The organism is Streptomyces sp. NPDC036815 (assembly GCF_055609205.1).
In genome coordinates this window covers 659,102-677,302 of sequence record NZ_JBVJPW010000001.1, presented here as the reverse complement: position 1 = coordinate 677,302, position 18,201 = coordinate 659,102, and the positions used below count along the sequence as shown (strand labels likewise).

Genomic DNA, 18,201 nt, shown 5'->3' with positions numbered 1-18,201 from the left:
AGCCGCCCGGACACCGTGCTCCCGCGCGGTCCGCGGCGCCCGGCTCCCCCGCAGGGAGAGGCAATCCGCCCCATCATGAACGTTCGTCGCAGCGCAGCGGTCCTGGCCGCCGTCGCCGTGATCGGCTCGGCCGCAGCACCGGCCGCCATCGCGGACGACTCCTCGCCGTCGCCCTCGACCGCGCTCCCCTCGGGTCTCTACGGCAAGAAGGACCCCAAGTTCGACGGCGTCTTCCGCCAGTCGTACGCCCTGCTCGCCCAGCACACCGAGGGCGTCGAACCCGCCGCGAAGGCCGTCGACTGGCTGACCGGCCAGCAGTGCGCGAGCGGCGGCTTCGCCCCGTTCCGCGCGGACGCGACCGCGCCGTGCGACTCCAAAACCACCGTCGACAGCAACTCCACCGCCGCCGCCGTGCAGGCCCTCGCCGCGCTCGGCGGCCAGGACAAGACGGTGGACAAGAGCGTCCAGTGGCTGAAGTCGGTCCAGAACAAGGACGGCGGCTGGGGCTACAACCCCGGCCTGCCCTCCGACGCGAACTCCACCGGCATCGTCGTCGGCGCGCTCGTCGCCGCCGGTGAGAACCCCGCGTCCGCCAAGTCCAAGGACGGCAAGTCCCCCTACGACGCGCTGCCCGGGCTCGCCATGGACTGCGGCAAGGACGGCGGCGCCTTCGGCCTCGCCGACGCCAAGTCCGGCAAGCTCTCGCCGAACGCCGACGCCACCGCCGCCGGGGTGCTCGGCAGCCTCGGCCGCGGCCTCGTCGTGGCACCCGCCAAGAAGGCCGCGCCCGGCGCCCCCGAGTGCGCGAAGCCGGACACCACCGCGCAGGCCGCGAGCAACGGCACCGGCTACCTCCTCGACACGCTCGGCAAGACCGACGACCACCTGATGTCGTCGATGCCGGGCGCCACCGACCAGCCGGACGTGGGCAACACCGCGGACGCCGTGGTCGCCCTCGCCGCCGCCGGGCAGAAGGAGCAGGCCGAGAAGTCCGCCCGGTGGCTCGCGAAGAACTCCGCGGACTGGGCGAAGCAGTCGGGCCCGGCCGCCTACGCCCAGCTGGTCTTCGCCGCCGAAGCGGCGGGCCTGGACCCCCGCGACTTCGGCGGCGCCGACCTCGTCGAGCGGCTGAACGCCCAGGGCCCGGCCCCGCAGTCCGCGACGGACTCCGCGTCCGCGTCGAAGAGCGACGAGAAGAAGGACGACGACGGCGGCGTCAGCGTCTGGTGGATCATCGGCGTCGGCATGGTCGCCGGCATCGGCATCGGCTTCCTGTACAGCGGCAACCGCAAGAAGAAGCAGCTGTGACGGCAGGCCGTGGGCGGCTGCTGCTCGGGGCGCTCCTCACCGCCCTCGTCGGCATCCTCGTGGCCGCGCCCGCCCAGGCCGCCGGCTACCGCTACTGGTCGTTCTGGGACCGGGACGGCGGGCAGTGGACGTACGCCGGCCAGGGCCCCGGCACCGCCCGCCCCGAGGACGGCGCCGTGCAGGGCTTCCGGTTCGCGGTCTCCGAGGACTCCAAGGACGCCGCGAAGCCGCGCGGCGCCGCGGACTTCGCGGACATCTGCGCGGACACCCCGGCCGAGGACGGCCGCAAGCGCGTCGCGCTGGTCGTCGACTTCGGCACGGCGGGCGACGCCCCCGACGGGGAGACGCCGCCGAAGCCGCGTACCGCCTGCGCCCGGGTCCCCGACGACGCCACCAGCGCCGAGGCCCTCGCCTCGGTCGCCAAGCCGCTGCGCTACGACAGCAAGGCCCTGCTCTGCGCCATCGACGGCTACCCGAAGTCGGGCTGCGGCGAACAGGTCGCCGGTGACGGAGGCACGCGGCAGGAGACGGCCCCGGACGCCGACCCCGACCACGACGAGGACGGCGGCGGCCCCTCCCTCGGACTGATCGCCGGGGCCGCCGCCGTCGCGCTGCTCGGCGGTGCGGCCGTCTGGCAGGCCCGCCGCCGCCGCGGCTGACCCGGCCGGACACGGACAGCACGATGACGGACCACGGCAGCGGCGCGCCCGGCCTCCTGCGGCGCCGCCTCGCCCCCGAGGCGCACCGGAGCAACGCCCTGCACCCGGGCGCCTGGTGGGTGTGGGCCATCGGCCTCGGCACCGCCGCGTCCCGCACCACCAACCCGCTGCTCATCGGGCTGCTGATCGGCGTCGCGGGCTATGTGGTGGCGGCGCGGCGGACGTCGGCGCCGTGGGCGAAGTCGTACGGCGCGTTCGTGAAGCTGGGGCTCGTGGTCATCGCGATCCGGCTGGTCTTCGCGACCGTGCTCGGTTCGCCGATCCCCGGCACGCACACCGTCGTCACGCTGCCCGAGGTGCCGCTGCCCGACTGGGCCAGGGGCGTCCGCATCGGCGGCCGGGTCACCGCCGAGGGCCTGACCTTCGCCCTCTACGACGGCATCCGCCTGGCCGGCCTGCTGATCTGCGTCGGTGCCGCGAACGCGCTGGCCAGCCCGGCGCGGCTGCTCAAGTCGCTGCCGGGCGCGCTGTACGAGGTCGGGGTCGCCGTCGTGGTGGCGATGACCTTCGCGCCGAACCTCATCACCGACGTGCAGCGACTGCGGGCCGCCCGGCGGCTGCGCGGACGCCACGACAAGGGCGTCCGCGGACTGCTGCAGGTCGGGCTCCCGGTCCTGGAGGGCGCCCTCGAGCGGTCGGTCGCGCTGGCCGCCGCGATGGACGCGCGCGGCTTCGGCCGCACCGCCCCCGTCCCCGCCGGGGTGCGCAGGGCGACGGCCGTGCTGACGCTCGGCGGGCTCCTTGGCGTCTGCGTGGGGACGTACGGACTGCTCACCGCGCAGGGCGCCGCCTACGGACTGCCCGTCCTCGCCGTCGGCCTGGCCGCCGCGCTCGCGGGCCTCCGGCTCGGCGGCCGCCGCTCGGTGCGCACCCGCTACCGGCCCGACCCGTGGGGCGTGCGCGCCTGGCTGGTCGCCGGGTCCGGCGTGGCGGTGGCGGGCCTGACCATCTGGGCCGCGTCGTCCGACCCGGCCGCGCTGCACCCCGGAGTCGTCCCCCTGACCGCCCCCGCGCTGCCGCTGTGGCCCGCGGCGGCGGTCCTGCTCGGCCTGCTCCCGGCGTTCGTGGCACCGGCACCGCGCGAGGCGGCGCCCGGCGGGCCCGGCCGCGCGCCCGCCCCGGAGGCCACACCCGCCGACCCGCACGAGCCCGCCCCCGCGCGGACCCTCTCCCCCGCGGCCTGGCGGTCCGCACCCTCCCCGCGCCCCGCGGGCACCCCGCCCGACGCACCCGCCCCACCCGAGGAGACCTCATGATCCGTTTCGAGGACGTCTCGGTGACCTACGACGGGGCGGCCGCGCCCACCGTGCACGGGGTCGACCTCACCGTGCCCGAGGGGGAGCTGGTGTTGCTCGTCGGGCCTTCCGGGGTCGGCAAGTCGACCCTGCTCGGCACGGTGAGCGGGCTCGTGCCGCACTTCACCGGGGGCACCCTGCGCGGCCGCGTGACCGTGGCGGGCCGCGACACCCGTACGCACAAGCCCCGCGAACTCGCCGACGTCGTCGGCACGGTGGGCCAGGACCCCCTCGCGCACTTCGTGACGGACACCGTCGAGGACGAGCTGGCATACGGCATGGAGTCGCTGGGCCTCGCCCCCGACGTGATGCGGCGGCGCGTCGAGGAGACCCTCGACCTGCTCGGCCTCGCGGACCTGCGCGAGCGCCCCATCGCGACCCTCTCGGGCGGCCAGCGGCAGCGCGTCGCCATCGGTTCCGTGCTCACCCCGCACCCCCGGGTCCTCGTCCTGGACGAGCCGACCTCCGCGCTCGACCCGGCGGCCGCCGAAGAGGTCCTCGCCGTGCTGCAGCGGCTCGTCCACGACCTGGGCACCACGGTCCTGATGGCCGAGCACCGCCTGGAGCGGGTCGTGCAGTACGCGGACCAGGTGCTGCTGCTCGGCGCGCCGGGCGAGCCGCCGGTGCTCGGCGACCCGGCCGCGCTGATGGCCCGCTCCCCCGTCTTCCCCCCGGTGGTCGCGCTCGGCCGCCTTGCGGGCTGGTCGCCGCTGCCGCTGACCGTGCGCGACGCGCGGCGCAGGGCGGGCGCGCTGCGCGAGCGGCTCGCCGACGCGGTCCCGCCCCGGGAGGCCGGGCCCCGCGCGCCCGCCGCGCAGCGGGCGCCCGCCCCGCGCCGCCGGTCCCGGCCGCGCACGGAACGCACGCCCGAGGCGTCGCCCGCCGCGGCCGTCGAGCGCCTGGCCGTGCGCCGCGGCCGCGTCGAGGCGCTGCGCCGCGTCGACCTGACCGTCGTGCCCGGCGAGACCGTCGCCCTCATGGGCCGCAACGGCGCCGGGAAGTCCACCCTCCTGTCCACCCTGGTCGGCCTGCTCGAACCCACCTCGGGCACGGCCCGCGTCGGCGGCGCGGTCCCGCACCGCACGCCCCCGCGGCAGCTGATCCGGCACGTGGGCCTGGTCCCCCAGGAGCCGCGCGACCTGCTCTACGCGGACACCGTGGCCGCCGAGTGCGTGGCCGCCGACCGTGACGCGGACGCGCCGCCAGGGGCGTGCCGCGCCCTGGTCGGCGAGCTGCTGCCCGGCATCGCGGACGACACGCATCCGCGGGACCTCTCCGAGGGCCAGCGCCTCGCGCTCGCCCTGGCGATCGTCCTGACCGCCCGGCCACCCCTGCTGCTCCTGGACGAGCCGACCCGCGGCCTCGACTACGCGGCCAAGTCCCGCCTGGTCACGATCCTGCGGGGGCTCGCCGCCGAGGGGCACGCGATCGTCCTCGCCACGCACGACGTGGAGCTGGCCGCGGAGATCGCCCACCGGGTGGTGATCCTCGCGGACGGGGAGGTCGTCGCGGACGGCCCGACCGAGGAGATCGTGGTGTCGTCGCCGTCCTTCGCGCCGCAGGTCACGAAGGTCCTCGCGCCGCAGGAGTGGCTGACGGTGGCGCAGGTGCGGCGGGCCCTGGACGCGGGCGGGGCGGGCTCGTCGTGAGGGCCGCCACGAAGGCGCGGGCGCAGGCCCGCCCCGTCCGCCTGGGCCCCCGCTCGATCGCGGCGCTCGCGCTGGTCAGCGCCGTGGGAGTGGCCGCCTTCGGGTGGCCGCTGCTCGCGGGCGGCGACTCCGGGCTCGTCCAGCACGCGCAGGACGCGCCGTGGCTGTTCGCGGCGCTGCTTCCGCTGCTGCTCGCGGTGGTGGTGGCGACGATCGCGGACGTCGGCCTCGACGCCAAGGCCATCGCCATGCTCGGCGTCCTCGCCGCGGCGGGTGCCGCGCTGCGGCCGCTGGGCGCGGGGACGGCGGGCATCGAGCCGATGTTCTTCCTGATGGTGCTGAGCGGGCGGGTGCTCGGGCCGGGTTTCGGGTTCGTGCTCGGGGCGGTGTCGATGTTCGCGTCGGCGCTGCTCACGGGCGGGGTCGGGCCGTGGATGCCGTTCCAGATGCTGTCGATGGGCTGGGTCTGCATGGGCGCCGGGCTGCTGCCGGGCCCCGACACCCTGCGCGGGCGCCGCGAGCTGTGGCTGCTCGCCGTCTACGGGGCGGTGTCCTCCGTCCTGTACGGCACGGTGATGAATCTGCAGGGCTGGCCCTACCTCGGCGGTATGGCCACCGGCGTCTCCTTCGTGCCGGGCGACCCCCTCGTGGACAACCTCGGCCGTTTCGTCGCGTACTGCCTGGCCACCTCGCTCGGCTGGGACCTGCCGCGGGCCGTCGTCACGGTCCTGCTGAGCCTGGCGCTGGGGCCCGCCGTCCTGAAGGCGCTGCGCCGGGCCACGCGCCGGGCGGCGTTCGAGGCGCCCGTCACATTCGAGGCCCCGAAGCCGTAGGCAGGCCGCCACCCACCGTCACATCGGGGTCCCGTCGGGGTGAGGCGGCCCACAGGTCTTTGGTCCTCTACTAAGCGAGGACGTAGCTCCGCATCCTGACGCGCCCACATCAAAACGCGGTCCGACCTGCGTGTTGAGAGCCACGTCACACGATGGACGTTCGGCACGGATGCGACTTCCACTAGTAAATACGGACATTGCGTCCACCCGGGGGTGGCTGTTTCTGTGGATGAGTCGCAAGGCGCCGACGACCCCCCGGGGACGCGGCGCCGCCGCATGTCCCCCACGTTCCACGACGTGCGCCGCGACGCCCCGTCCCCCACCGGAAGGTCCTCTGTGTCCGCCTCGCTCATCCGCCGCATCGCTTCCCCGAAGAAGGCCATCACCGGCGGTCTCGTCGCCGCCGCCGCTTCCGGCATGGTCTTCGCCGCGGCCCCCGCTCAGGCAGCCACCCCGACCACCACGAAGGCCGCCGCGCCGGCCGCCGCCCACGCCGCCGCCCCCACCTCCGCCAAGGCGATCGCCAAGAAGAAGATCACGGACCCGGCCCAGTTCGCCGCGTTCGACAAGATCGTCTCGCACGAGAGCGGCTGGAACCCGAGCGCGACCAACTCCTCGTCCGGCGCCTACGGCCTGGTCCAGGCCCTGCCCGGCTCGAAGATGTCCTCGGCGGGCGCGGACTGGAAGACCAACCCCGAGACCCAGATCGAGTGGGGTCTGAAGTACATGAACGAGCGCTACGGCAGCCCGGTCGGCGCCTGGAACCACTGGCAGGCCAACGGCTGGTACTGAGCCGCCACGCCCCCGCCACCGCGGCACCGGAAGAGGCGGCAACCCCACCGCGGGGTTGCCGCCTCTTCCGCGTACCGCCACCGGGTCCGGCTCAGCGCACCGAGGCGAACCACCGGGCGATCTTCGGCGCCGCCTTCGCCACCGACCGCATGTGCGGCACGCCGCCCTGGTCCATGACGGGCGCCCGCACCCCGTGCGCGGCGAGGTCCGCCGCGCAGCTGCGGGCGTTCCCGATGGGCACGTCGGTGTCGCCGCGGGCCGCGTAGAGCCGGACGGGAGCCGCCGGCTTCCAGTCGCAGGAGCCGTCGTTGGCCACCAGCGCCTCTTCCAGACCGCCCGAGGGGTGCATCAGGCGCTCGTAGAAGGAGGGCGTGATCAGCTCCTTCACGGACCCGGGGAGCGAGCCGATGACCTCCTCCTCGCCGTGCCGGCCGTCGAAGAGCTTCTCGACCCGGTCCGCGTAGGGGGCGCGGAACGCCTCGGCGGGGTCCTTGTAGAGCGGGTGCAGACGGTTCTGGGCCACCAGGAAGTACGAGAGGTAGAAGACGCCGCTCGTGCCGTTGACCCGGCCGTCGTGGAGGGCGGGCATCTCCTCGCCCGAGAGGTCGTAGGGGCCGCTGACCGGGGCGACGGCCCGCGTCGTGAACCCGGAGTGCTTGCCCTTCAGCTCCCGGGCCAGCGCCATCGCCACCTGACCGCCCTGCGAGAAGCCGGTGAGGTACAGATCGCCGGAGAGCGTCCGCCCCTGCCGGGCCGCGGCGGTGCGCGAGGCCCGCAGCATGTCCTCGGACGCGGTCACCGCCGAGCGCGTGTCCATGTACGGGTGGGTGCCCGGACCCTCGCCGAGCCCGAGGTAGTCCGGGGCGGCGACGGCCTTGCCCGCGGCGGCGTGGAGGAAGGGGCTCAACCGCCCGGAGTCCTCGGCCACGGAGGGCGCGTAGTCGCGGTGGACCATGGTGCCGTGGGTGTCGGAGACGAGGCCGAGCCCGCGCCCCTGCGCCCGCCCCTGCGCACTCTTGGGCAGCACGAACAGGCCGGTGGCCGTCGTGGCCCCTCCCCGGGTGTCGACGGTGCGGTAGGTGAGCCGGTACGCACTCACGCCGTACCGCACCGTACCGCTGTCGAACTTCCCCTCCGCGAGGAACGCGGCGACCTCGGCGCGGCTCAGGTCGGCGACGGGAGTGACGTCGAGGAGGACCCCCCGCCCGGCGGACGGCACCACCTGCGCCGCCGAAACGGCGGGCGCGGCGACGAGGCCACCGAGCATCAGGAGGGCGAGGGCGGCGCCCCCGCGTCGTAAGGAACGGGCATGCTGAAGAGGTGAGTTGGTCATACCGAAACGCTACGAAGCCGACAGCCCGGACGACATCCGAGAGACCCCCGACCGAGGGTGTACCTACACCCACCACAAACACCGCTGAAGGTCGAACGCGGCGAAGTTCTAGCCCGTCCTCCCGCCCTTGAGGACGACCCCAGCGAAGAACCCAGCCTGTCCCGCCCTTGAGGACGACCCCGGCGAAGAACCCAGCCCGTCCGGCGCTTGAGGACGAACTCGGCGAAGCCGGTGACAGACCGAGCCCCGTGCCCCCGCCCCCCTACAACCGCTGCAAAATCGTCCCCGTAGCCACCGCACCCCCCGCACACATCGTCACCAGCGCGAACTCCTTGTCCCTGCGCTCCAGTTCATGCAGGGCGGTCGCGATGAGCCGCGCCCCCGTGGCCCCCACCGGATGCCCGAGCGCGATCGCGCCCCCGTTCACGTTCACCTTCTCCAGGTCCTGCCCGAAGACCTGCGCCCAGCTCAACACCACCGAGGCGAACGCCTCGTTGATCTCCACGATGTCGATGTCCTTCAGGGACATCCCCGCCTTGCCGAGCACCGCACGCGTCGCGTCGACCGGCCCGTCGAGGTGGAAGTGCGGGTCGGCGCCGACCAGCGCCTGGGCGACGATGCGCGCCCGCGGCTTCAGCTTCAGCGCCCGCGCCATCCGCTTCGACGCCCACATGAGGGCCGCCGCGCCGTCCGAGATCTGCGAGGAGTTGCCCGCGGTGTGCACCGCGGTCGGCATGACCGGCTTGAGGCGGCCGAGGCCCTCCATCGTGGTGTCGCGCAGCCCCTCGTCGCGGTCGACGAGCCGCCACATGCCCTGCCCGGCGGCCTGCTCCTCCTCCGTGGTGGGCACCTGCACGGCGAACGTCTCGCGCTTGAAGCGCTCCTCGGCCCAGGCGACGGCCGCCCGCTCCTGCGAGATGAGGCCGAGCGAGTCCACGTTCTCGCGGGTGAGGCCGCGCTTGCGCGCGATGCGCTCGGCGGCCTCGAACTGGTTGGGCAGGTCGACGTTCCACTCGTCGGGGAAGGGCTTGCCGGGCCCGTGCTTGGACCCCGAGCCGAGCGGCACCCGCGACATCGCCTCGACGCCGCAGCTGATCCCGACGTCGATGACACCGGCCGCGACCATGTTGGCGACCATGTGGCTCGCCTGCTGCGAGGAGCCGCACTGGCAGTCCACGGTGGTCGCCGCGGTCTCGTACGGCAGCCCCATCGTGAGCCAGGCCGTGCGCGCCGGGTTCATGGACTGCTCCCCGGCGTGCGTCACCGTGCCGCCGACGATCTGCTCGACGCAGTCCGCATGGATGCCGGTGCGCCCGAGGAGTTCGCGATAGGTCTCACCGAGCAGGTAGGCGGGGTGGAGATTGGCGAGCGCGCCTCCGCGCTTGCCGATGGGCGTGCGTACTGCTTCGACGATGACGGGTTCCGCGGCCATGGGCTCGTCCTCTCCCTCCACGTCCCGCGAGTCGTCCCGGCGGCTCGCGAGTGGAACTAGTACGCGTTCTAGTTCCGTGCAGCAGTCTGCTGAGCGCGACCCCGGCGCCGCAAGGGTCTTGCACGCATCTTGCGCGGGACCCGCCCGCAACCGGACCCGCCCTGGGCCTTGCCTCTTGTAGAACCCGTTACTACCTTTCGAGCGAGCTGCCCTGATGGACCGTCAGAACCATGCCCACGCCTGGAGTTGCCGATGACCTGTCCAGCGCTGCCCGACGGGTTCGACTTCACCGACCCCGACCTGCTCCAAGACCGCGTGCCCCTGCCGGAGTTCGCCCAGCTGCGCCGGACGCAACCGGTGCGCTGGGTCGACCAGCCGCCGCGGATCTCCGGTTACGACGACGCGGGCTACTGGGCCGTCACGCGGCACGAGGACGTCAAGTACGTTTCCACGCACCCCGAGTTGTACTCCTCCAATCTGAACACCGCGATCATCCGCTTCAACGAGACGATCACCCGGGATCAGATCGAAGTCCAGAAAATGATCATGCTGAACATGGACCCGCCCGAGCACACCCGGGTCCGCCAGATCGTGCAGCGCGGCTTCACCCCGCGCGCCATCCGCTCCCTGGAGGACGCGCTGCGCACCCGCGCCGCCTCCATCGTCGGGACAGCCCTCGCCAACGCGGGCGCCGACGGCTCCTTCGACTTCGTCACGAACGTCGCCGTCGAGCTGCCCCTGCAGGCCATCGCCGAACTGATCGGCGTCCCCCAGGCGGACCGCTCCAAGATCTTCGACTGGTCCAACAAGATGGCGGCGTACGACGACCCGGAGTACGCCATCACCGAGGAGGTCGGGGCCGAGGCCGCGATGGAGATCGTCTCCTACGCGATGAACCTCGCCGCCGCCCGCAAGGAGTGCCCCGCCAAGGACATCGTCAGCCAGCTGGTGGCGGCCGAGAACGAGGGCAACCTCTCCGGCGACGAGTTCGGCTTCTTCGTGATCCTGCTCGCGGTCGCGGGCAACGAGACCACCCGCAACGCGATCACCCACGGCATGCACGCCTTCCTCACCCATCCGGACCAGTGGGAGCTCTACAAGCGCGAGCGCCCCGCGACGACCGCCGAGGAGATCGTGCGGTGGGCGACACCGGTGGTCTCCTTCCAGCGCACGGCCACCCAGGACACCGAGCTCGGCGGCGCGCGGATCAAGAAGGGCGACCGGGTCGGCATCTTCTACTCCTCGGCCAACCACGACCCCGACGTGTTCGAATCGCCGGAGAAGTTCGACATCACCCGCGACCCGAACCCGCACCTCGGCTTCGGCGGCGGCGGCCCGCACTTCTGCCTCGGCAAGTCCCTCGCGGTCCTGGAGATCAACCTGATCTTCAACGCGATCGCCGACGCCATGCCCGGCCTGCACCTGACCGGCGACCCGCGCCGGCTCCGCTCCGCCTGGCTCAACGGCGTCAAGGAGCTGCAGGTCAGCACCTGCTGACCCGCCTCCAGGGAGGCAGGGGCGCCTTTCCCACGCCCCCGCCCCTGCCTCCCCCGGAGCGGCCCGAGCCGGTCGGCCGCCCGCGGCGCACCCCCTGGGCCGATGGGGCACGGCAAGGCGACCTATCAGGTCAATCACGTTTACTGAACCAACGTTTCCGTTGCACGAAGCGTCCTGAGAAGTGAACCTTGCCTCCCCAGGACTCGAACGGAAACGGTGGCCGTGGTCTCTGCCGATGTCTCGCTCTCCCCGCCCGGCAGTGCGTCCACCGGCCGGAACTCTCCCCTCCGCCCCTTCCTGCGGCGCCATCGCGTGCCGCTGCTCGCCACCGTCCCCACCCTCCCGCTCTACGCCGTCTGGGTGGCGTTCCTCGCCACCGGCGGCGGCGACCTCGCGGCGCAGGAGGCCTGGGCCAGGTTCGCCTCCGAGCACGGCACGGCCGCGTACAACCTCTTCTGGTACGGCGGCATGCACACCGCCAACTACAGCCTGATCTCGCCGTACCTGATGGCCGCCCTCGGCGTGCGGACCGTGACGGTGCTCTCCGGGGTCGCGGGCGCCTGGCTGGTCGCCGCCCTGATCGAGCGCACCGGCATCCGAAGACCGCTCTGGCCCGCGGTCCTCGCCTCCCTCGCCATCTGGTGCAACGTGGCCTCCGGACGCACGACGTTCGCGCTCGGCCTCGCGTTCGGCCTCGCGGCCTGTCTGGCCCTGGTGGGGCAGCGGCGGGTGGTCGTCGCGGTGGTGTGCGCGGTGCTCGCCACCATGGGCTCCCCGGTCGCCGGGCTCTTCCTCGTCGTGGCGGGCGCGGGCTACTTCTTCGTACGCGACTGGGTGCGGTCGGCGGCGCTGATCCTGCCCCCGGCCGTGGTCGTGGCGGTCACCACGGTGCTCTTCCCGTTCACCGGCGAGCACCTGATGCCCTTCGACCGGATCTTCCCGCCCGTGCTGTTCAGCCTGGCCCTCATCCTGGCGGGGCCGCGCCGGTGGCGGGTGCTGCGGTGGGGCGCCGGCGTCTACGCGGTCGGGACCGTCCTCACGTATCTCATCCCGTCCCCGATCGGCACCAACGTCGAACGGCTCGCGGAGCTGGTGGGCCCCGCCCTGCTGCTCGCCGCCCTGCTCGTCCCCGGCCTGTCCCGGGCGCCCAGGATCGCGCTGACCGTGGCGCTCGTGCTCTCCTCCGCCTGGGTGACGCAGAAGACCGTCGACGACCTCGCGGTCTCGACGAAGGTGCCGAAGTGGGCGGTCGACACCCAGGGCGTGGTGCGCGAACTGGAGCGTCTGGAGGCCAACCGCACCCGCGTCGAGGTCGTCCCGACCCGCAACCACCGCGAGGCCACCGCCCTTGCCCCGTACGTGAACATGGCGCGCGGCTGGAACCGCCAGCTCGACATCGAGCGCGGCCGGCTCTTCTACGACGGCTCGTTCTCGGGGGCCAGCTACCGCAAGTGGCTCGACAAGTGGGCCGTCGGGTACGTGGTGCTGCCCTCGGGCAAGCCGGACGGCTTCGCCGAGGACGAGGCGGAGCTGGTGGCGAGCGGCCCGAAGTGGCTCGAACCGGTGTGGAGCGACGCGCACTGGCAGATCTTCCGGGTGAAGAACCCGGTGCCGCTGGTCTCCGAGCCCGCCGCCGTCGTGCGCTCCACCGGGTCGAACGTGGTGGTGCGGGTGCCCAAGCGGGGCTCGGTGACGCTGCGCCTGGTGTACTCGCCGTGGCTGCGGGCGGAGGGCGCCTGCCTGAAGCGGCACGGCGAGTTCACCCGCCTGTCGGTGCCCGCGCCCGGCACCTACGAGATCAGCTCCGGGTACGGTCGCTCGTCGGGCCGTCCTTCGACGTGCCAGTGAGGGACTTCGGCGTATCGCCGACCGGCTCGGACGGGCCGACGACCGGCTCCGCGCCCGTGGCCACCCGCATCGGTCGGCGCACCCGGGGCCCCGAGAGCAGGTAGGTCAGCCCGAAGCCCGCGCCCACCACGGCCGCGCCGCCCACCGCGTCGAGCACCCAGTGGTTGCCGGTGCCCACGATCGCGGAGACCGTGAAGAACGGGTGGACCAGGCCGAGCGCCTTCATCCACCACCTGGGCGCGACGACCGCGATGACCAGACCGCACCACAGGGACCAGCCGAAGTGCAGCGAGGGCATCGCCGCGTACTGGTTGGTGAGCTGGGTCAGCGTGCCGTAGTCCGGCTGTGTGAAGTCCTGCACGCCGTGCACGGTGTCGATGAAGCCGAGGTCCGGCATCAGCCGCGGCGGGGCGAGCGGGTAGGCCCAGAAGCCGATGAGCGCGAGGACCGTCGCGAAGCCGAGCGCGGAGCGCGCCCAGCGGTAGTCGGCGGGCCTGCGGACGTACAGGACGCCGAGGACGGACAGCGGCACCACGAAGTGGAACGACGTGTAGTAGAAGTTGAAGAAGTCCTGGAGCCAGTCGGTGCGCGCCGCCAGGTGGTTGAACCAGTGCTCGATGTCGATGTGCAGGAACTGCTCGACCGAGTGGACCTGCTCGCCGTGCTGCTCGGCGGTGGCCCGGCCGCCGGAGATCGTGCCGCCCGTCGCCGCGAGCCTGACCTGCTGGTACGCGGAGTAGCCGACGCGGATCAGGAGCAGTTCGAGCAGGAGGTTCGGGCGGGTCAGGACGCGCCGCCAGAACGGCACCAGCGGCACCCGGCTCCAGCGGGCCGGGACGGGCTCGGCGTAGTCCGTGGGGATGGGGCCGCCGTACTGCGGGTGCGACCGGGACAGGAACGGCACGACGGTGGCCGCGGCGAGCGCCGCGAGCAGCACGACGTTGTCGCGGATCGGCTCGGTGACCGGCATGTTCGGCAGCATCATCTTGGCGGGCAGCGTCGACACGAGGACGACGGCCACCGGCCACATGTAGCGGTCGGAGCGGCGCTTGCCGACCCGGCCGACCACCGCGAAGAGCACCCACAGGAGCTGGTGCTGCCAGGTCGTCGACGACACCGCGACCACGACACAGCCGGTGATCGCGACGGCGAGCAGCAGCTGCCCGTCCTTCGCGTACCGCACGGCGCGGCGCAGCCCCACGTAGACGAGGGCCAGGCTCAGGGCGATGAAGAGCCCCGACTCCAGGGGGCCCTCCAGGCCGAAGCGGAGCAGCATGCCGTGCAGCGACTGGTTGGCGGTGGCGTCCGGGTCCGTGCCCAGGCCCGCGCCCGCGAAGTGGTGGATCCAGTACGTCCACGAGTCGTGCGGCATCGCCGCCCAGGTGAGGGCGGTGCAGACGGCGAAGGCCGCGCCGGTGGACGCGGCGGCCTTCTTGCGGCCGGTGAACCAGAGCAGTCCGGCGAAGAGCAGCATGGTGGGCTGCAGGGCCACGCCGATGCCGACCAGGACGCCGCCGGCCCGTTCGCCGCGGACCGTGAAGAGGCCGAGCAGGACGAGCAGGACCGGCAGGATGCTGGTCTGGCCGAGGTGCAGGGTGTTGCGCACCGGCAGCGACAGGATGAGCAGGCTGATCGCGACGGGGGCGGCAAGCAGCGAGGTGCGCCGGGTGACGGGCTGCGGCAGGGCGCGGGCCGCGACCAGGCCGAGCACGACGACGAGGCCGAGCGTGCCGAACGTCCAGGCCCAGCCGAGCGCCTGCTCGCCCGCGCGCGCGAGCGGCTTGAGGACGAGGCCCGCGAAGGGCGGCCCGGTGAACTTGTCGGCGTCGTAGAAGGAGCCGTTGACGTGCAGGACGCCCTCGGGACCGATCCAGGCGTCCAGATCGGTGAACCGCTCGCCCTTGGGGGTGCGCAGGACGTCGGCGACCTGCCGGACGGCCAGGACGGCGGCGATCAGCCAGAGGCCGACCCTGGCCGCGCCGATGCGCGCCTCGGGGTCGTCCGCCTGTCCGGCCCGCAAGGCATTGCCCGGTCCCCTGTGCTCAACGTTCGCCACGCGCCGTCGGCCCTCCTGCCCCGTCCGTCATGTGTGCGGCCCCTGTCTTTGAAGGGCCGGTGTACGGCCCGTAGAGTTCCGCGCCCTGTTGTGAGACGCACGCAACCACCGTTTCACCTGGCAGCCACATCGATTTCTATCGGCCTCCCGGCCTCGGTCCGCCACCGGGGTGCCCCTGCCGGAGCGGCGGGTCCCCAACCCCAGGATGACTGCTCGGCCCCCGGCGCGCGGTTCCCGGCCGGAGCAGCGACATAGATCACAAAGGCGCCTTATCCCCACTGCCTGCGGAAACACCGTTTGACCTGGACAGAAGCGGTTTCCGCGCGCAGTGCGGCCGATCGGACACCGTCCGTAATGATGCCCCCTGCACCTATGGTCGCTTTTCGGGCCGCCCCGGTTTCCGGGCGCGGCCTCGTCCTTGTCGTCGATCGAGAGCAGGCGAGCGAACCCTTGGCGAGCGCCACACCCGTCGCACTACGGAAGCCCGGGCCTTCGAAAGGACCGCTGCCCTCGGCCGGACGCAATCCGGGGGCGGGCGGGAAAGCCGCCGGGGACGTCACCGTCACCGACCCCGCGATGGTGAAGCGCGCGGTGAAGGCGGCCGCCCTCGGCAACGCGATGGAGTGGTTCGACTTCGGCGTCTACAGCTACATCGCCGTGACGCTCGGCAAGGTCTTCTTCCCCTCGGGCAACCCGACGGCCCAGCTGCTCTCCACCTTCGGCGCCTTCGCCGCGGCCTTCCTGATCCGGCCGCTCGGCGGCATGGTCTTCGGCCCGCTCGGCGACCGCGTCGGACGCCAGAAGGTCCTCGCGCTCACCATGATCATGATGGCGGCGGGCACGTTCGCGATCGGCCTGATCCCGTCGTACGCGGCCATCGGCGTCTGGGCCCCCGTCCTGCTCCTCCTCGCCCGCCTGGTGCAGGGCTTCTCCACCGGCGGCGAGTACGCGGGCGCCTCCACCTTCATCGCCGAGTACGCGCCCGACAAGAAGCGCGGCTTCCTCGGCAGCTGGCTGGAGTTCGGCACGCTCGCCGGATACATCGGCGGCGCGGGCCTCGTCACCCTGATGACGGCCCTGCTGTCCACGGACGACCTGCTCTCCTGGGGCTGGCGCATCCCGTTCCTGATCGCCGGTCCGATGGGCCTCATCGGCCTCTACCTGCGGATGAAGCTGGAGGAGACCCCGGCGTTCGCCGCCGAGCTGGAGAAGGCCCACAAGGACGAGCAGTCCCGCGCGAAGGTGCGCCTGCGCGACATGGTCACGGGCCAGTGGAAGGCCCTCCTCCTGTGCATGGGCCTGGTCCTGGTCTTCAACGTCACGGACTACATGCTGCTCTCGTACATGCCCAGCTACCTGACCAGCGAGCTGAAGTACGACGAGACGCACGGCCTCCTGGTCATCCTGGCCGTCATGGCGCTGATGATGTGCGTCCAGCCGTTCATGGGCGCGCTCACGGACCGGGTGGGCCGCCGCCCGGTGATCGCCGCGGGCTGCGCCGGCTTCCTCGCGCTCTCGATCCCCGCCCTGCTCCTCATCCGCGAGGGCTCGCTGTGGGCGATCGCGCTCGGCCTCGGCGCGCTCGGCCTGCTCCTGGTCTGCTTCACGGCCTCGATGCCGTCGACGCTCCCCGCCCTCTTCCCGACGAAGGTCCGCTACGGCTCCCTCTCCATCGGTTTCAACATCTCCGTCTCGGTCTTCGGCGGTACGACACCGCTGGTCGTGACGGCGCTGATCGGCGCGACGGGCGACAAGATGATGCCCGCGTACTACATGATGGCGGCGGCCGTGATCGGCGGAATCGCCGTCTGGTACCTGACGGAATCGGCGCGCAGGCCCCTGCCGGGGTCGCCTCCGGCGGTGGAGACCGAGGCGGAGGCGATGGCTCTGCGCCGGAACGGCTGAGAGCCTGCCGCGCCAGGCTCGTCCGCGAACGCCGGACGGGCTCAAGGCCGGGCGTGGCGGTCCAGCCCCTCGGGCGTTCGAGGAGCGGGGTCCGGGGCGGCGCCCCGAGAACCGAGCCACGCGCGAGGGGCGGCCGCCACTGACAATTCACCGCACCCCCCGTAGACTTCTTAGCGAGCCTAACTAGACAGTCGAAGGGAACGTGCCAGCCGCATGAACCAGCAGCAGTGGAACTCCGTCGACCACTACTTCACCGACCTCCTCGCCCCGGCCGACGAGGCCCTCGCCGCCGCCCTGCGCGACAGCGACGCGGCCGGCCTGCCGCACATCAACGTCGCCCCCAACCAAGGCAAGCTGCTCCACCTCCTCGCCCAGCTCCAGGGCGCCCGCCGCATCCTGGAGATCGGCACCCTCGGCGGCTATAGCACCATCTGGCTGGCCCGGGCCCTGCCCGCCGACGGCCGCCTCATCACCCTCGAATTCAGCCCGGAACACGCCGAAGTGGCCCGCGGCAACCTCGCCCGTGCCGGGCTCGACAAGACCGTCGAGGTCCGCGTCGGCCCGGCACTGGACTCGCTCACCGCACTCGGCGCCGAGCACGCGGCCGGCCCCGATCCCTTCGACCTGGTCTTCATCGACGCCGACAAGGCCAACAACCGGCACTACCTGGAGTGGGCGATCGAACTCACCCGCCCCGGCAGCCTGATCGTCCTCGACAACGTCGTACGGAGCGGCGCCGTCACGGACGCCGGCAGCACCGACCCGAGCGTGCTCGGCACCCGCGCCGCGCTGGAACTCATGGCGGAGCACCCCAAGTTGAGCGCCACGGCGGTGCAGACGGTGGGCATCAAGGGGTACGACGGCTTCGCGCTGGCCCGCGTACTCCCCTGACCGAACCGCACGCTCCCCACTACCAGCCCCCTGCTCCCTCAACCCTCAACCCTCGTGAAAATAACCGACGTTCACGCTGCGCGGCCCCGACCTGTCCTTGATGACGAGCTCGCCGGAGCCGCCCCGGGCGAGCGGCGCCGTCCCTCCGTACGTGAGGAACCGCGCCGCCCCCTCGGAGACCAGCCGCACCTCGGACGCCGGGTCGGGGCTCGAGCCGCGCAGCCAGCTGACGGACCACGAACCGTCGGGTCCGCAGCGGAACTCCAGGTGCGTACGGGAGACGAAGAGCCAGTCGTCGGGGGTCACCAGGCGGCACACGTTGCGGTCGCGCCCGACGCGCAGCACGGCGCCCGGCCGACTCGGCGCCTCCGCCATGAGCATGCCTGCGGTGGCACCCGCACCCGCGTCCGCCCCGGACACCGCGACCATGGTCAGCTCCAGCACGTGGGTACGCTCCTTCAACTCGCGGCGCTACGGGCGCCGTTGGGGTGTCGCGCGCTGCCGCATCCTAAGTGCCCGCCCGGGTGGGGCGCACGGTCTCCTGGGACAATGACCCCATGACTGAGCAGATGGCCCGCGACTGGCGGGCACGCCACCTCTAGGGGGAGCGCCGCCCGGCCCGTTTGGCGGGCCGATTCCGGGC

Annotated in this window: 14 protein-coding genes; 10 read left to right on the top strand and 4 right to left on the bottom strand. The window is 72.9% G+C overall.

Annotation, left to right across the window (positions count from 1 at the left end; translation table 11 throughout):
• The first annotated feature begins 75 nt into the window (after positions 1–75).
• From ACZ69I_RS02995 to ACZ69I_RS02970, 6 genes are all read left to right on the top strand, one after another.
• On the top strand, positions 76–1,308 hold the full coding sequence (locus ACZ69I_RS02995) for a prenyltransferase/squalene oxidase repeat-containing protein (protein ID WP_470830273.1): 1,233 nt from the start codon (positions 76–78) through the stop codon (positions 1,306–1,308).
• Positions 1,305–1,967: an SCO2322 family protein gene (locus ACZ69I_RS02990; protein ID WP_470830271.1), complete on the top strand. Its 663-nt coding sequence runs from the start codon at positions 1,305–1,307 to the stop codon at positions 1,965–1,967. Before ACZ69I_RS02995 ends, ACZ69I_RS02990 begins: the two co-directional genes overlap by 4 nt.
• Before the next feature lie 23 nt (positions 1,968–1,990).
• Positions 1,991–3,283 (top strand): energy-coupling factor transporter transmembrane component T, encoded by a 1,293-nt coding sequence (locus ACZ69I_RS02985; RefSeq protein WP_470830269.1) that lies wholly within the window; start codon positions 1,991–1,993, stop codon positions 3,281–3,283.
• On the top strand, positions 3,280–4,971 hold the full coding sequence (locus tag ACZ69I_RS02980) for an ABC transporter ATP-binding protein (protein ID WP_470830267.1): 1,692 nt from the start codon (positions 3,280–3,282) through the stop codon (positions 4,969–4,971). The genes ACZ69I_RS02985 and ACZ69I_RS02980 overlap by 4 nt, the downstream gene beginning before the upstream one ends.
• Positions 4,968–5,804 (top strand): ECF transporter S component, encoded by an 837-nt coding sequence (locus tag ACZ69I_RS02975; RefSeq protein WP_470830265.1) that lies wholly within the window; start codon positions 4,968–4,970, stop codon positions 5,802–5,804. The genes ACZ69I_RS02980 and ACZ69I_RS02975 overlap by 4 nt, the downstream gene beginning before the upstream one ends.
• A gap of 336 nt (positions 5,805–6,140) precedes the next feature.
• On the top strand, positions 6,141–6,596 hold the full coding sequence (locus ACZ69I_RS02970; protein WP_470830647.1) for an aggregation-promoting factor C-terminal-like domain-containing protein: 456 nt from the start codon (positions 6,141–6,143) through the stop codon (positions 6,594–6,596).
• Between the two features lie 91 nt (positions 6,597–6,687).
• Here the strand turns inward: ACZ69I_RS02970 and ACZ69I_RS02965 are convergent, their stop codons facing one another.
• Positions 6,688–7,929, bottom strand: a complete 1,242-nt coding sequence (locus ACZ69I_RS02965) for an alpha/beta hydrolase (RefSeq protein WP_470830264.1) — start codon at positions 7,927–7,929, stop codon at positions 6,688–6,690.
• 262 nt (positions 7,930–8,191) lie between these two features.
• Positions 8,192–9,361, bottom strand: coding sequence for a steroid 3-ketoacyl-CoA thiolase (locus tag ACZ69I_RS02960; protein WP_467668678.1), 1,170 nt, complete (start codon positions 9,359–9,361; stop codon positions 8,192–8,194).
• A 252-nt stretch (positions 9,362–9,613) separates the two neighbouring features.
• Here ACZ69I_RS02960 and ACZ69I_RS02955 point away from each other — a divergent pair, with 252 nt between their 5' ends.
• Both ACZ69I_RS02955 and ACZ69I_RS02950 read left to right on the top strand, forming a co-directional pair.
• The gene (locus tag ACZ69I_RS02955; protein WP_470830263.1) at positions 9,614–10,858 is read left to right on the top strand and encodes a cytochrome P450; all 1,245 of its coding nucleotides are present in this window, start codon (positions 9,614–9,616) and stop codon (positions 10,856–10,858) included.
• A gap of 216 nt (positions 10,859–11,074) precedes the next feature.
• Positions 11,075–12,706 carry a hypothetical protein gene (locus ACZ69I_RS02950; RefSeq protein ID WP_470830261.1) on the top strand — a complete coding sequence of 544 codons (1,632 nt, stop codon included), beginning with the start codon at positions 11,075–11,077 and terminating at the stop codon, positions 12,704–12,706.
• Here the strand turns inward: ACZ69I_RS02950 and ACZ69I_RS02945 are convergent.
• Entirely contained in the window at positions 12,657–14,762 is a 2,106-nt protein-coding gene (locus ACZ69I_RS02945) for a bifunctional glycosyltransferase 87/phosphatase PAP2 family protein (protein WP_470830260.1), read from the bottom strand. The genes ACZ69I_RS02950 and ACZ69I_RS02945 overlap by 50 nt on opposite strands.
• A gap of 372 nt (positions 14,763–15,134) precedes the next feature.
• Between ACZ69I_RS02945 and proP the strand changes: the two genes are divergently transcribed.
• Both proP and ACZ69I_RS02935 read left to right on the top strand, forming a co-directional pair.
• Positions 15,135–16,667 carry a glycine betaine/L-proline transporter ProP gene (gene proP, locus ACZ69I_RS02940; RefSeq protein ID WP_470830259.1) on the top strand — a complete coding sequence of 511 codons (1,533 nt, stop codon included), beginning with the start codon at positions 15,135–15,137 and terminating at the stop codon, positions 16,665–16,667.
• Positions 16,668–16,880: 213 nt separating this feature from the next.
• On the top strand, positions 16,881–17,558 hold the full coding sequence (locus ACZ69I_RS02935; RefSeq protein WP_470830258.1) for an O-methyltransferase: 678 nt from the start codon (positions 16,881–16,883) through the stop codon (positions 17,556–17,558).
• Positions 17,559–17,603: 45 nt separating this feature from the next.
• Here ACZ69I_RS02935 and ACZ69I_RS02930 read toward each other — a convergent pair whose 3' ends face one another.
• Positions 17,604–18,002, bottom strand: coding sequence for a hypothetical protein (locus ACZ69I_RS02930; protein ID WP_470830257.1), 399 nt, complete (start codon positions 18,000–18,002; stop codon positions 17,604–17,606).
• Positions 18,003–18,201 lie beyond the last annotated feature (199 nt).

What these genes read in the sequence shown, in the direction of transcription:
- ACZ69I_RS02935 (WP_470830258.1), top strand. Translation starts at nt 16,881, where the DNA reads ATGAACCAGCAGCAGTGGAACTCCGTCGACCACTACTTCACCGACCTC.
- ACZ69I_RS02955 (WP_470830263.1), top strand. Translation starts at nt 9,614, where the DNA reads ATGACCTGTCCAGCGCTGCCCGACGGGTTCGACTTCACCGACCCCGAC.
- proP (WP_470830259.1), top strand. Translation starts at nt 15,135, where the DNA reads ATGGTCGCTTTTCGGGCCGCCCCGGTTTCCGGGCGCGGCCTCGTCCTT.
- ACZ69I_RS02995 (WP_470830273.1), top strand. Translation starts at nt 76, where the DNA reads ATGAACGTTCGTCGCAGCGCAGCGGTCCTGGCCGCCGTCGCCGTGATC.
- ACZ69I_RS02960 (WP_467668678.1), bottom strand. Translation starts at nt 9,361, where the DNA reads ATGGCCGCGGAACCCGTCATCGTCGAAGCAGTACGCACGCCCATCGGC.
- ACZ69I_RS02985 (WP_470830269.1), top strand. Translation starts at nt 1,991, where the DNA reads ATGACGGACCACGGCAGCGGCGCGCCCGGCCTCCTGCGGCGCCGCCTC.
- ACZ69I_RS02980 (WP_470830267.1), top strand. Translation starts at nt 3,280, where the DNA reads ATGATCCGTTTCGAGGACGTCTCGGTGACCTACGACGGGGCGGCCGCG.
- ACZ69I_RS02965 (WP_470830264.1), bottom strand. Translation starts at nt 7,929, where the DNA reads ATGACCAACTCACCTCTTCAGCATGCCCGTTCCTTACGACGCGGGGGC.